This is a genomic window from Pseudomonas sp. JR33AA, assembly GCF_021378985.1.
GTDB lineage: Bacteria > Pseudomonadota > Gammaproteobacteria > Pseudomonadales > Pseudomonadaceae > Aquipseudomonas > Aquipseudomonas alloputida.
Map to the genome: position 1 here is coordinate 336,155 of NZ_JAJSAW010000001.1, position 12,586 is coordinate 348,740.

At 61.1% G+C, this 12,586-nt stretch carries 11 protein-coding genes; 2 read left to right on the forward strand and 9 right to left on the reverse strand.

Annotation, left to right across the window (positions count from 1 at the left end; all coding sequences use genetic code 11):
• Nucleotides 1-134 precede the first annotated feature (134 nt).
• Together LVS58_RS01480 and hutC are read right to left on the reverse strand one after the other, a co-directional pair.
• The gene (locus tag LVS58_RS01480; RefSeq protein WP_233689601.1) at nucleotides 135-707 is read right to left on the reverse strand and encodes a HutD/Ves family protein; all 573 of its coding nucleotides are present in this window, start codon (nucleotides 705-707) and stop codon (nucleotides 135-137) included.
• Entirely contained in the window at nucleotides 704-1,414 is a 711-nt protein-coding gene (gene hutC / locus LVS58_RS01485) for a histidine utilization repressor (RefSeq protein WP_173881450.1), read from the reverse strand. Before hutC ends, LVS58_RS01480 begins: the two co-directional genes overlap by 4 nt.
• Nucleotides 1,415-1,559: 145 nt before the next feature.
• On the opposite strand from hutC, the gene LVS58_RS01490 reads away from it, so the two are divergent.
• Nucleotides 1,560-2,924 carry a formimidoylglutamate deiminase gene (locus LVS58_RS01490; RefSeq protein WP_233689602.1) on the forward strand — a complete coding sequence of 455 codons (1,365 nt, stop codon included), beginning with the start codon at nucleotides 1,560-1,562 and terminating at the stop codon, nucleotides 2,922-2,924.
• A 125-nt stretch (nucleotides 2,925-3,049) separates the two neighbouring features.
• On the opposite strand, the gene LVS58_RS01495 is transcribed toward LVS58_RS01490, so the two are convergent.
• The 5 genes from LVS58_RS01495 to LVS58_RS01515 all read right to left on the reverse strand — a co-directional run bounded on the left by LVS58_RS01495 (nucleotide 3,050) and on the right by LVS58_RS01515 (nucleotide 8,408).
• Nucleotides 3,050-3,622 (reverse strand): lipocalin family protein, encoded by a 573-nt coding sequence (locus tag LVS58_RS01495; protein ID WP_233689603.1) that lies wholly within the window; start codon nucleotides 3,620-3,622, stop codon nucleotides 3,050-3,052.
• Nucleotides 3,619-3,873, reverse strand: coding sequence for an outer membrane protein assembly factor BamE domain-containing protein (gene bamE / locus LVS58_RS01500; RefSeq protein ID WP_003249234.1), 255 nt, complete (start codon nucleotides 3,871-3,873; stop codon nucleotides 3,619-3,621). The genes LVS58_RS01495 and bamE overlap by 4 nt, the downstream gene beginning before the upstream one ends.
• 227 nt (nucleotides 3,874-4,100) lie before the next feature.
• A complete protein-coding gene (locus LVS58_RS01505; RefSeq protein ID WP_012053931.1) occupies nucleotides 4,101-4,697 on the reverse strand; it encodes a DUF924 family protein in 597 nt (198 codons plus the stop codon).
• 3 nt (nucleotides 4,698-4,700) lie between these two features.
• Nucleotides 4,701-5,711 carry a class 1 fructose-bisphosphatase gene (locus LVS58_RS01510; RefSeq protein WP_003249230.1) on the reverse strand — a complete coding sequence of 337 codons (1,011 nt, stop codon included), beginning with the start codon at nucleotides 5,709-5,711 and terminating at the stop codon, nucleotides 4,701-4,703.
• A gap of 246 nt (nucleotides 5,712-5,957) precedes the next feature.
• Nucleotides 5,958-8,408, reverse strand: coding sequence for a glycogen/starch/alpha-glucan phosphorylase (locus LVS58_RS01515; RefSeq protein ID WP_233689604.1), 2,451 nt, complete (start codon nucleotides 8,406-8,408; stop codon nucleotides 5,958-5,960).
• Nucleotides 8,409-8,592: 184 nt separating this feature from the next.
• Between LVS58_RS01515 and LVS58_RS01520 the strand changes: the two genes are divergently transcribed.
• Nucleotides 8,593-8,997 (forward strand): YkgJ family cysteine cluster protein, encoded by a 405-nt coding sequence (locus tag LVS58_RS01520; protein WP_003249225.1) that lies wholly within the window; start codon nucleotides 8,593-8,595, stop codon nucleotides 8,995-8,997.
• Nucleotides 8,998-9,119: 122 nt separating this feature from the next.
• Here the strand turns inward: LVS58_RS01520 and typA are convergent, their stop codons facing one another.
• Both typA and thiI read right to left on the reverse strand, forming a co-directional pair.
• Entirely contained in the window at nucleotides 9,120-10,943 is a 1,824-nt protein-coding gene (typA, locus tag LVS58_RS01525; protein WP_016502013.1) for a translational GTPase TypA, read from the reverse strand.
• 128 nt (nucleotides 10,944-11,071) lie between these two features.
• Entirely contained in the window at nucleotides 11,072-12,526 is a 1,455-nt protein-coding gene (gene thiI / locus LVS58_RS01530) for a tRNA uracil 4-sulfurtransferase ThiI (protein ID WP_233689605.1), read from the reverse strand.
• Nucleotides 12,527-12,586 lie beyond the last annotated feature (60 nt).

Sequence of the window (12,586 nt, forward strand, 5' to 3'; positions counted from 1 at the left end):
TGGACAACCAAAATAATCGGACCTTGCCGTTCTTAGCTTGAGATTATGTTGGGGGTATAGATCGAGCGCCGGTCCGGCTTGAGTTCTGCGGCGGCGCTCGATCTCACAGGCACCAAAAATCTACAGCCGAACCTTCAGCGCCCATCAAGTTCGATCAGGCAGCACCGCCCCTGCACAACAAGCCCCAGCAATTCATCATTGCCTTCCAGCCGCAAGCAGTCGAACAACCCCAACCGCTGCGTATCGCGCCCGGCAATAGTGACTTCGACCAGGCTGCTGGCAGCAAACAACAACACCGTCGACGCCGAGCTGTACACCCGGCTGGTGCCATTCAGCCACTGCAACCGAGCCCGATATCGCTGCGGTGCATAGATCAGGTTGAAATCGCGGAGCGCCCCGCCTAGCAACTTGCAGCTCACCTGGCTCTCGCCGCTGAAGGCAAATGCATCGAACGCCAGCAATGGCCGACTGGCCTGGCCATCGACCAGCAGGCGCATGCCGTCGCCCTGCAGCACGGTGATGATCCGCTGGTAACCGGCAAAGGTGGAAAACCCTCCCGACTCTTCGATATCGGCAATCGACAGACGCCAGCCAAAACCGTCCAGGCCCTCGCCATTGTCGCGGGTAATCTCTTCGGTGAAACCGCCACCGTTCTTCCACGGCATGCGCGGGTAATCGTGCGCACGCAACAACTGCAGCTGACTCATTTGCTGAAACGTCCTTCCAGGCGATGACGGGAACCGGGGTGGATCAGCCGCGCAGCGGTCACCGGCTGGCGGCCGGACCAGGTGCGACGACGAATCAGCAGGCAAGGCTCGCCCCGCTCGATCTGCAACAGGCGGCATTCCTCCGGCTCGGCCAGGATCGCCTCGACCACATGCTCACCTTCGGTCAACGGCGCCACCTGGGACAGGTAGGCGTAAGGCGTCTGCCGAGTAAAGTCCTGCTTGAGGTAGTCGGGGGCGATGGCCGCGTTAACGTAACGGTCCTCGATCTGCACGGGCACGCCGTTTTCGAAATGCACGATCAGCGAATGGAACACCCGCTGACCTTCACGCATGTCCAGAGCCAGCGCCCGCTCGGAGCCGGCCGCTTCTTCGGCAAGCGTGATCACCTGGCAGCTATGCTGGTGTCCGCGCGCGGCGATTTCGTCGGCAATGTTGTTGACCTCGAACAGCGCCGAACGGCCCTTGGGCTCGGCCACGAAGGTGCCGACCCCTTGCATGCGCACCAGCAGGCCTTCGGCGGTGAGTTCACGCAGGGCGCGGTTGATGGTCATGCGACTGAAGCCCAGCTCGTTGACCAGCTCGCTCTCGGAGGGTACCCGGTGATGCGGTGGCCAGCTGCCGTTGTCGATCTGCTGGATGATCATCTGTTTGACCCGGGCGTAGAGCGGCGCCGGGCCCTCGCCCATCTGGGCAACCAGCACGGAGACAGGAGGTGTCGGCACGGCGATGGATCCTTGTGCAAATGAAATGAGCGGTAGCTTGCCGCAGTTTACCCGGCAGGCAAACGCCTGTATATGTATATACAAGTTAACAATAAATAGGATTCCACCGATGTCAGCCTACTTCGCCGAACGCGCTCTGCTACCTTCGGGCTGGGCCAGCCATGTGCGTATCGAGGTCGCCAGCGATGGCCGTGTGGCCAGCATCGAGCCAGGCGCTTCGGCCGAGGACGCCGAGCGTCTGGCCGGCCCGCTGCTGCCCGGCATGCCCAACCTGCACTCGCATGCCTTCCAGCGCGCCATGGCAGGCCTGGCGGAAGTTGCCGGCAACCCCAACGATAGCTTCTGGACCTGGCGCGACCTGATGTACCGCCTGGTCGGTCAGATCAGCCCACAGCAGCTTCAGGTCATCGCCCGCCAGCTGTACATCGAGATGCTCAAGGCCGGTTATACCTCGGTGGCCGAGTTCCATTACGTGCACCACGACCAGGCCGGCAAGGCCTACGCCGACCCGGCCGAGCTGTCGCGGCGCATCAGCGCGGCCGCGGCCGACAGCGGCATTGGCCTGACCTTGCTGCCGGTGCTGTACAGCCATGCAGGCTTTGGCGGCCAGGCGCCGAACGAGGGGCAGCGGCGCTTCATCAATTCCACCGAACAGTACCTGCAGCTGCAAGCACAACTCGCCCCGCTGCTGGCCGCGCAACCGGCGCAGCAATTGGGCCTGTGCTTCCACTCGCTGCGGGCGGTAACGCCTGGGCAGATCGCCGAAGTGCTGGCGGCCAGCGACAGGCAGTGCCCCGTGCATATCCACATCGCCGAACAGCAGAAGGAAGTCGACGACTGCCTAGCCTGGAGCGGCCTGCGCCCGCTGCAGTGGCTGTATGAGCACGTGGACGTGGACCGCCGCTGGTGCCTGGTACACGCCACCCATGCCGAGCCGGATGAAGTCACCGCCATTGCCCGCAGCGGCGCAGTAGCCGGGTTGTGCCTGACCACCGAAGCCAATCTGGGTGACGGGATTTTCCCGGCAGTGGATTTCCTGGCACAGGGCGGGCGCATGGGCATTGGTTCGGACAGCCATGTGTCGTTAAGCGTGGTGGAGGAGCTGCGCTGGCTGGAATATGGCCAGCGCCTGCGGGACCAGCGGCGCAACCGCCTGTATCGCGGCGACCAGCCGATGGTCGGGCGCACGCTGTATGACGCAGCGCTGGCCGGTGGTGCGCAGGCGCTGGGGCAGGCGGTCGGCGAATTGAAGGTGGGCATGCGTGCCGACTGGCTGGTGCTCGATGGGCAGGACCCCTACATCGCCATGGCGGAGGGTGATGCCATTCTCAACCGTTGGCTGTTTGCCAGCGGCGATCGCCAGGTGCGCGATGTGATGGTGAATGGGCAGTGGGTGGTGCGCCAGGGACGCCATGGGCAGGAAGAAGAAAGCGGGCGTGCGTTTGCCGAGGTGTTGCGCCAGCTTTTGGGCTGATCTGCTGGCCGTTCTATCGCATTCGCGGGTAAACCCGCTCCTACAACGGTCAGTGCACCCCTTGGGCTTTACACAATACCTGTAGGAGCGGGCTTGCCCGCGAATGCAATGTCAGCCGCCAAGCCTCAATGCATCTTGACGATCTGCTGGTCCGAAGCCCGCCAGATCAAGCGGCTGGTGTCATACCCCTGCTGCCGCGCCCTGGACAACAAATTCTCGCGTTCCCAAGCCGGCAGTGTCGGCGTGCGCGACAGAATCCACAGGTATTTGCGGTCCGGGCTGCCGACGATGGCCGTACGGTAGTGGTCATCCACATAGAGAATCCAGTACTCGCCCCGCGCCACGCCTGGCACCAGCCTGGTGAACCAGTTATCGAACTCGACCCACAGCTTGTCGGTGTGCCCCGGCTCCTGGATATTCGCATGCCCTTCGGCGCGAAGCCATTCATCACCCATGGTGCGGCAGCGGTTGAGCACGCCATAACTGCCATCAGGCCTGAGGTTGTAATGGGCCTCGGACTGCTCGCACCCTTCCTGGTAGCGCATGGGCAGGCGCGCCAGCTCGTACCATTTGCCCTGGTAGCGCTTGAGGTCGACATGGCCGGCGGTTTTCGGCGCCAGCGGGTCGTGCACGGAACCTGCACAACCGCCCAGCAGCAACGCCAGGCATACCCCCATCTGCAGGTACGCACGCCTCATTTGAGGCCCTGCCCGGAATACATCAGCACCTTGTCGGCTGCATACTGCACGCTGATGAAGCTCTTCTCGTCCCCCCAGGTGCAGCTGCTCATGCCCAACGCGCCAGAACACTCGGTCGGCGTGCCGAGCAACTGCTCGACCTCGGCCTTGTTCATACCGGCCTTGATCTTGGAATAGTTTTCCTGATTGATCTTGCTGCAGGCAGTCAGCACGACGCACAGCGACAACAGGGCGAGGGAACGCAACGACATGAAGGGACACTCCTGAAAGATGATACAGGCGAGTGGCCTGCAGTGACCTTCGACGTGAAAATCCCTCCCAGGTTCCCTACCCCACCGCCTACGTCCCTACACCATTGGTCGGATGGCCACCCCTGTGCGATTAATCACAAGGCATTAATCCTGCGCCCAACAAAAAAGGCCGCCCCTAATTGGAGCGGCCTTTCGTCGCGATGCCTGCGCAGCAGGCCCCTTGGGCCTCAGAACCGGGACCCGGGCTCCAGCAAAAAGTCCATCTCTTCGCTGGTGCTCGGCCGCTCCAGCACCAGGTTGCGGTGCGGGAAGCGCCCGAAGCGGGCAATTACCCGCTGGTGCTGCTCGGCATAGTCGAGGAAGCCTTCAAACAGCCGGCGGTTGGCCTCGGGCTGTTCGTCCAGCAGCATTCGATAACGCTCCACGCACAGGTTCTGCCAGTCCAGCACTTCGGCATGCTCCAGTACCAGCAGCACGAACACGCGCTGGATCGGCAGCAGCTGGTAGTCCCAGCCCTTCTGCAGGCCCTGCATGGCAACCACCTGGGCACGCCGGTCGCCCTCGAAGGCGCGCGGCGTGTCGCGGTAGATCATGCGTGGCAGCTGGTCGAGCAAAATCAGCAGGCCCAGCCAGCCCTGCGGGCTTTGCTGCCACTCTTCGAGCCCACCCGCCAGGGCATGCTCGACCAGGTCGCCAAACAGCGCATGGGCCTCGGCATCGTAATGCTTGCCGAACCACAGCGTACTCTTCTCGTCAGCCACGGCCTGGGCACTGGTGCCCCAACCGAACCACCACTCCAGCAACGGCTGCCAAGGTGCGAGCATGACTTACTCCTTGTGATAGGCGGTGACGCGCTCGACCTCTTCCTTCGAGCCGAGAATCACCGACACACGCTGGTGCAGGCTTTCTGGCTTGATGTCGAGGATGCGATCGTAACCGTTGGTGGAAGCGCCACCGGCCTGTTCGATGATGAACGACATCGGGTTGGCTTCGTACATCAGGCGCAGCTTGCCCGGCTTGCTTGGTTCGCGGGCGTCACGTGGGTACATGAACAGGCCGCCACGGGTCAGGATGCGGTGCACGTCGGCCACCATCGAGGCGATCCAGCGCATGTTGTAGTTCTTCTTCAGCGGGCCGGTCTCGCCTGCCAGCAGTTCGCCTACATAGCGCTGTACCGGGGCTTCCCAGTGACGCTGGTTGGACATGTTGATGGCGAACTCGGCGGTGGTCTCCGGTACGCGGATGTTTTCGTGAGTCAGCACGAAGCTGCCCAATTCGCGATCCAGGGTGAAGCCCTTGACGCCGTTGCCCAGGGTCAGGATCAGCATGGTCTGCGGGCCGTAGATGGCATAACCGGCAGCCACCTGCTCGGTACCTGGCTGCAGGAACGCTTCTTCGTTGAGGCTTTCGTTCTGGCTCAGGTACTGGTTGGGGCAACGCAGAACCGAGAAGATGGTACCGACCGACACGTTGACGTCGATGTTCGACGAACCGTCCAGCGGGTCGAAGACCAGCAGGTAGGCACCTTTCGGGTACTTGCCCGGGATCTGGTAGGCGTTGTCCATTTCTTCGGAAGCCATGCCAGCCAGGTGACCGCCCCACTCGTTGGCTTCCAGCAGAATATCGTTGGAAATCACGTCCAGTTTCTTCTGGACCTCGCCCTGCACGTTTTCAGTGCCCATGCTGCCCAACACACCACCGAGGGCGCCTTTGGACACGTGGTGGCTGATTTCCTTGCACGCACGCGCTACCACTTCGATCAGGAAGCGCAGATCGGCAGGGGTATTGTTGCTGCGGGTCTGCTCAATCAGATAGCGACTCAGGGTAACGCGGGACATGTATGGCTCCGAACGGATTGGGGGGATGAAAAACCCCCGCAGTTTACAGGGAGAGTGACGGGCTAGCGAGTGATGAGACTCGCCACGGCTCTCAGACGGCACAATAGGTCGGTAGTTCAGCCTTCGCCAGGCCGGTGGTCTGGTTGTGTGTCCATTCGCGGGCGCGCTCCCTCCCACAGGTACAGCGCAAGCCTTGAAGCTTGCGAGACACCTGTGGGAGCGGGCGTGCCCGCGAACGGCCTCACCTCAATCCAATGCCTTCCAGATCTCGGTGGCATATTCGCGAATGGTGCGGTCCGACGAGAACCAGCCCATCCGTGCCGTATTCAACACCGCCTTGCGCCACCACTCCTGCGGTGTGTGCCACAGATCCTCGACCCGCTGCTGGGCATCCCAGTAGGCATCGAAATCGGCACACACCAGGAAGCGATCATAGGCCACCAGGCCATCGATCAACCCGGTGTATCGAGCAGGGTCGTCTGACGAGAACACACCACTGCGAATGGCCTGCAACACATCGGTCAAGCGGTTGGAAGCGGCTATGGCGGCATTGGCGCCAAAATCGCCGGCACGCTTGCGCGCTTCAACCTGCTGCGCGGTCAGGCCAAAGATGAACATGTTGTCGGCCCCCACCTGTTCGCACATCTCCACGTTGGCACCATCCAGGGTGCCAATGGTCAGCGCACCATTGAGGCCGAACTTCATGTTGCTGGTACCGGAAGCTTCGTAACCCGCGGTGGATATCTGCTCGGAAAGGTCTGCCGCCGGGATGATGCTCTCGGCCAGGCTGACGTTGTAGTTGGGCAGGAACACCACCTTCAGCAGGCCGCGCACCGTCGGGTCGTTGTTCACCACCCGGGCGATGTCGTTGGTCAGCTTGATGATCAGTTTGGCCTGATGGTAACTGGCCGCAGCCTTGCCAGCGAAGATCTTCACCCGCGGCACCCAGTTGGTGCCAGGGTCGTTGCGCATGGCCTGGTACAGTGCAACGGTGTGCAGCAGGTTGAGCAACTGGCGCTTGTATTCGTGAATGCGTTTGACCTGAACGTCGAATAGCGCCTCGGGGTTGACCGTGACGCCGATGCGATCCTGAATGATGCTGGCCAGGGCGCGCTTGCTGTGCAGCCGCTGGGCAGCGAACTGCTTGCGGAAACCGGCTTTGTCGGCGAACGGCACCAGGCCCGCCAGACGCGTCTGCGGGTCGTCCTTGAGTTCCGGCCCAAGCGCCTCGACCAGCATCTCGGTCAACTGAGGGTTGGACTGGTACAACCAGCGGCGGAAGGTAATACCGTTGGTCTTGTTGTTGATCCGATGCGGGTAGAGCTTGTGCAGCTCGGAGAACACCGTGCTCTTCATCAACTTGCTGTGCAGCGCCGACACACCGTTGACGCTGTGCGAGCCAAGAAACGCCAGGTTGCCCATGCGCACCCGTCGGCCATTGTCTTCCTCGATCAGCGAAACCGCGCGCAGCACGTCGAAGTCGTGCAGGCCTTTGGCCCGCAACGCATCGATATGGTAGGCATTGATCAGGTAGATGATCTGCATGTGCCGCGGCAGCATGCGCTCCATCAGCGCTACCGGCCAGGTTTCCAGGGCCTCTGGCAACAGCGTATGGTTGGTGTAGGCGAGCGTGCCAACAGTCAGCTCCCAGGCCTTTTCCCAAGGCACTTCGTGCTGATCCACCAGCAACCGCATCAGCTCCGCCACCGCAATCGAGGGGTGGGTGTCGTTTAGCTGGATGGCTGCTGCATCAGGCAGGTTGAGCAGGTCCTTGTGCATGTTCAGGTGGCGCCGCAGCAAGTCCTGCAGCGAAGCCGAGACGAAAAAGTACTCCTGACGAAGGCGCAGTTCCTGGCCGGCCTCGGTGCTATCGGCGGGGTAAAGCACACGCGAAATGCTCTCGGCACGCGCCACTTCAGCCACAGCCCCCAAATGGTCACCGGCGTTGAAGCGCTCCAGGTGCAGTTCCTCCAGCGCCCGCGCACGCCACAGGCGCAGGGTGTTGACGCTGGATCCGCGCCAGCCGACTACCGGCGTGTCGTAGGCCACCGCCCGCACCGTCTCGCCAGGCCACCATACCTGGCGCTGGTTACCGCTTGCATCGTGCACCGTTTCGACACTGCCACCAAAGCTGATCGGGTAGATCACCTCGGCGCGCTCGAACTCCCAGGGGTTGCCGAAGTCCAGCCAGTTTTCGGTCTGTTCCTGCTGCCAGCCATCGACCACGGCCTGACGGAACAGCCCGTGCTCGTAGCGGATGCCGTAACCATGGGCAGCGATACCCAGGGTAGACATGCTCTCCATGAAACACGCCGCCAGACGGCCAAGGCCGCCATTGCCCAGCGCGGCATCCGGCTCGAGCAGGCGAATGCGTTCGAGGTCCACATCCAGCCCTTCCAGCGCATCGCGGGCGACGTCCAGCAGGCCCAGGTTGCTCAGGCTGTCGTACAGCAAGCGGCCGATGAGAAACTCCAGGGAAAGGTAGTAGACCCGCTTCTGGCTGCGCCGATAGGCCTGCCGGGTGTGATCCATCCAGTGGTCGACCATGTGATCGCGCGCGGCCAGGGCAATGGCTTCGAACCAGTCATGGTCGAAGGCGTGCTCGGGGTCCTTGCCGACCGCATAGGTCAGCTTGTTCAGTACGGCAGCGCGAAAATCCGCGACTTCGGCGTCACGTGCTTTGGGTTCCTGGGACATGCGGCATCCTCGGGCAAGTTGACGAAAGCGGAGGGGGAGTGTTGAGACTAGACCCTTCGACAGAGAGCGACAGTTACGGTTCGCAGTTTTCATGCCCATTCTGCGATTCCGGCAAAAGGTTGTTCATAAATTGAACAATTCCGGTATCATCGCGCGCCCCAAGACCGTGATCCACCCTATAAAGATGAAAACGACCCTGATCGCCGCGGCCGAAGTCGACCGCCTGGAGACCTGGCAGCGCTATACCAGCAACATGTGCCATGGCTGCCATTCGACCTGCTGCACCCTGCCGGTGGAGGTGAAGATCAAGGATCTGATCCGTATCGGCGTGGTCGACGAGTTCGAAAAAGACGAACCACCCAAGAACGTGGCCAAGCGCCTGCAAAAAGAAGGCATCATCGAGCGCTTCAACCAGAAGTCCGGGATCTTCACCCTGACCCGGATGAGCAACGACGACTGCATGTACCTGGATCGTAAAAGCCGGCTGTGCACCATTTATGACAAGCGCCCGGATACCTGCCGCAACCACCCCAAGGTTGGGCCGCGGCCGGGGTATTGTGCCTATAAGCCCAAGGTAGTCGGGCGCTGATCGTCAGCCTTCAAGGGCCTCTTCGCGGGCAAACCCGCGAAGAGGCCAGCGCAAATCCTGAAGGCATAAAAAAACGCCCTCGGCCTTTCGACCGGGGGCGTTTTCATTCAGCCTGAACTAACTTAGCTGTTCTTGGCTTTCTTGGCGGCGCGGGTACGCTCGCTTTCGTCCAGGATCTTCTTGCGAAGACGGATGGACTTCGGCGTTACTTCGCACAGCTCGTCTTCCTGGATGTATTCCAGAGCCTGTTCCAAGGTGAAGCGAACTGGCGGAACCAGAGCGATGACTTCGTCTTTACCCGAAGCACGCATGTTGTCGAGCTTCTTGCCCTTGGTAGGGTTGACGCCCAGGTCGTTGTCGCGGCTGTTCTGGCCGATGATCTGACCGTTGTAGATCTCTTGACCGTGCTCGACAAACAGCTTGCCACGCGCCTGCAGGGTTTCCAGCGAGTAGGTCAGCGCCTTGCCGGTTTCGACCGAAACCAGTACGCCGTTCTGACGGCCGGACATGTGGCCGGACTTCACCGCGTCGTAGCGGTCGAAGATCGAGGTCAGGATGCCTGCACCGTTGGTCAGGGTCAGGAACTGGTTACGGAAACCGATCAGACCACGCGCCGGGATGTTGTATTCCAGGCGTACACGGCCCTTGCCATCCGGGACCATGTTGGTCAGGTCGCCTTTACGCAGACCCATTTCTTCCATCACCTTGCCCTGGGCTTCTTCAGGGATGTCGATGGTGACGTTTTCGAACGGCTCTTGCTTGACGCCGTCTACTTCACGAATGATTACTTCCGGGCGGCCCAGGGCCAGCTCGAAGCCTTCGCGACGCATGGTTTCGATCAGTACCGACAGGTGCAGCTCGCCACGACCCGAGACTTTGAACTTGTCTGGGGAATCGGTTTCTTCAACGCGCAGGGCAACGTTGTACAGCAGCTCTTTGTCCAGACGGTCCTTGATGTTACGGCTGGTGACGAACTTGCCTTCCTTGCCGCAGAACGGCGAGTCGTTGACCTGGAAGGTCATCGAAACGGTTGGCTCGTCAACGGTCAGCGGCTTCATCGCCTCAACGGCAGTCGGGTCGCACAGGGTGTCAGAGATGAACAGCTCGTCGAAACCGCTGATGCAGACGATGTCGCCAGCCTGGGCTTCTTCAACGTCAACGCGGTGCAGACCGTGGTGGCCCATCAGCTTGAGGATACGGCCGTTACGCTTCTTGCCGTCGGCGTCGATGGCAACAACCGGGGTGTTCGGCTTGATGCGACCACGGGCAATACGGCCAACGCCGATAACACCCAGGAAGCTGTTGTAGTCCAGTGCGGAGATCTGCATCTGGAACGGGCCGTCACGGTCAACAGCTGGCGCTGGAACGTGGTCGATGACAGCCTGGTACAGGGCAGTCATGTCTTCGCCCATTTCGGTGTGGTCCAGACCGGCAATGCCGTTCAGGGCCGAGGCGTAGACCACTTTGAAGTCCAGCTGTTCGTCGGTGGCACCGAGGTTGTCGAACAGGTCGAAGATCTGGTCCAGAACCCAGTCAGGACGCGCGCCCGGGCGGTCAACCTTGTTGATCACGACGATTGGCTTCAGGCCGGCTTCGAAAGCCTTCTTGGTCACGAAGCGGGTTTGCGGCATCGGGCCGTCCTGGGCGTCGACCAGCAGCAGCACGGAGTCAACCATCGACATTACACGCTCAACCTCGCCACCGAAGTCGGCGTGGCCGGGGGTGTCGACGATGTTGATGTGGTAGCCGTTCCAGTTGATGGCGGTGTTCTTCGCCAGAATGGTAATACCGCGCTCTTTTTCCTGGTCGTTGGAGTCCATGACGCGCTCGTCGTTGAGCTCGTTACGCTCCAGAGTGCCGGACTGACGCAGGAGTTTGTCGACCAGAGTGGTTTTACCATGGTCAACGTGGGCGATGATGGCGATGTTACGCAGATTTTCGATCACAAGTGTATCTCGATCAGAGGATTCGGTTGCCGCCCAGTGTAGGCGGCCAATATGTACTGTTTACGGCTCAGCGGTCCCGGCGGTCGGGAGGGCGATGGCGAATACTGCCGCCATACAGCCCCGGCGTCTTATGTCGGACGATAAACACGCACATTGGCATGTCCCTCACTGAGCAGGTGGTGTGCGTGCAAACGGCTCATCACACCCTTGTCGCAATACAGCAAGTACTGGCGCGTGGGGTCCAGGTGCTTGAACTTGCTGTTGATGGCGTAGAACGGCATGGCCTGGACTTCGATGCCTTCGAGTACCAGAGGTTCGTCTTCCTGGGCATCGGGGTGACGAATGTCGATGACGATCTGGCCTGGCAGCGCCTCGGCCACTTCCTCGATTTCGATGTCCTTGCCCAGCTCATCGATCACATGATCGATGGAAATGAACTTGGCGCGCTCAAGAGCGCGCTCCAGCACGGCCATGTCGAACTGCTTTTCTTCGTGCTCCATGCGGTGACGCTTGGCATGGGTGGTCGGGTTTACCGATATCACGCCGCAATATTCCGGCATGTGCTTGGCAAAGTCCGCGGTGCCGATTTCGGTGGCCTGGTCGATGATGTCCTGCTTGTGGCTGGCCAGCAGCGGGCGCAGCACCAGCTTGTCGGTGGCCGAGTCGATGATCGACAGGTTCGGCAGGGTCTGGCTGGACACCTGGGAAATCGCTTCGCCGGTCACCAGCGCGTCAATCTGCAGGCGGTCGGCCATATGGGCGGCGCCGCGCAGCATCATGCGCTTGAGGGTCACACCCATGTAGCTGTTGTCGACCTTGTTGAGGATTTCGCCAACCACTTCTTCGAACGGCACGCTGATGAACAGTACGCGCTGGCTGCTGCCGTATTTTTTCCACAGGTAGTGGGCCACTTCCATCACGCCCAGTTCATGGGCACGGCCGCCAAGGTTGAAGAAGCAGAAGTGGGTCATCAAGCCGCGGCGCATCATCTGGTAGGCCGCAACGGTGGAGTCGAAACCACCGGACATCAGCACCAGGGTCTGCTCCAGGGCGCCCAGCGGATAACCGCCGATGCCGTTGTGCTGGCTGTGGATCACGTACAGGCGCTGGTCGCGGATTTCGATACGCACCACCACTTCAGGCTTTTTCAGCTCGATACCGGCAGCCCCACACTGCTGGCGCAGCTGGCTGCCGACATAACGGTCAACGTCCATCGAGGTGAAGTCATGGTGACCACCGCGTTTGCAGCGTACGGCGAAGTGCTTGCCGGCCAGCAGGTGGCCGAAGTGGTGCTTGCACTTGGCGACGATGTCATCGAAGTCACCCAGCGGGTATTCCTCGACCTGCAGGAAATGGGTGATACCCGGGGTGCAGGTGAGGCGTTCGATCATCTCGCGCTGGACTTTTTCGTCTTCGATGCGGGTGACCACTTCGAGATTGTCCCAGACACCATCCACCGCGAGCTCAGGGTCGAGATCCTTGAGCACGTTGCGGATGTTCTTGCCAAGCTGGCGGATGAAGCGCTTGCGCACCGGCCGGCTTTTGATGGTGATTTCTGGGAAGACTTTGACGATAAGTTTCATTGGTTAACAGCGCGCGCAGGGCCTGCCGAAAATGAGGGGCGCGAATTATATCGGAAATTG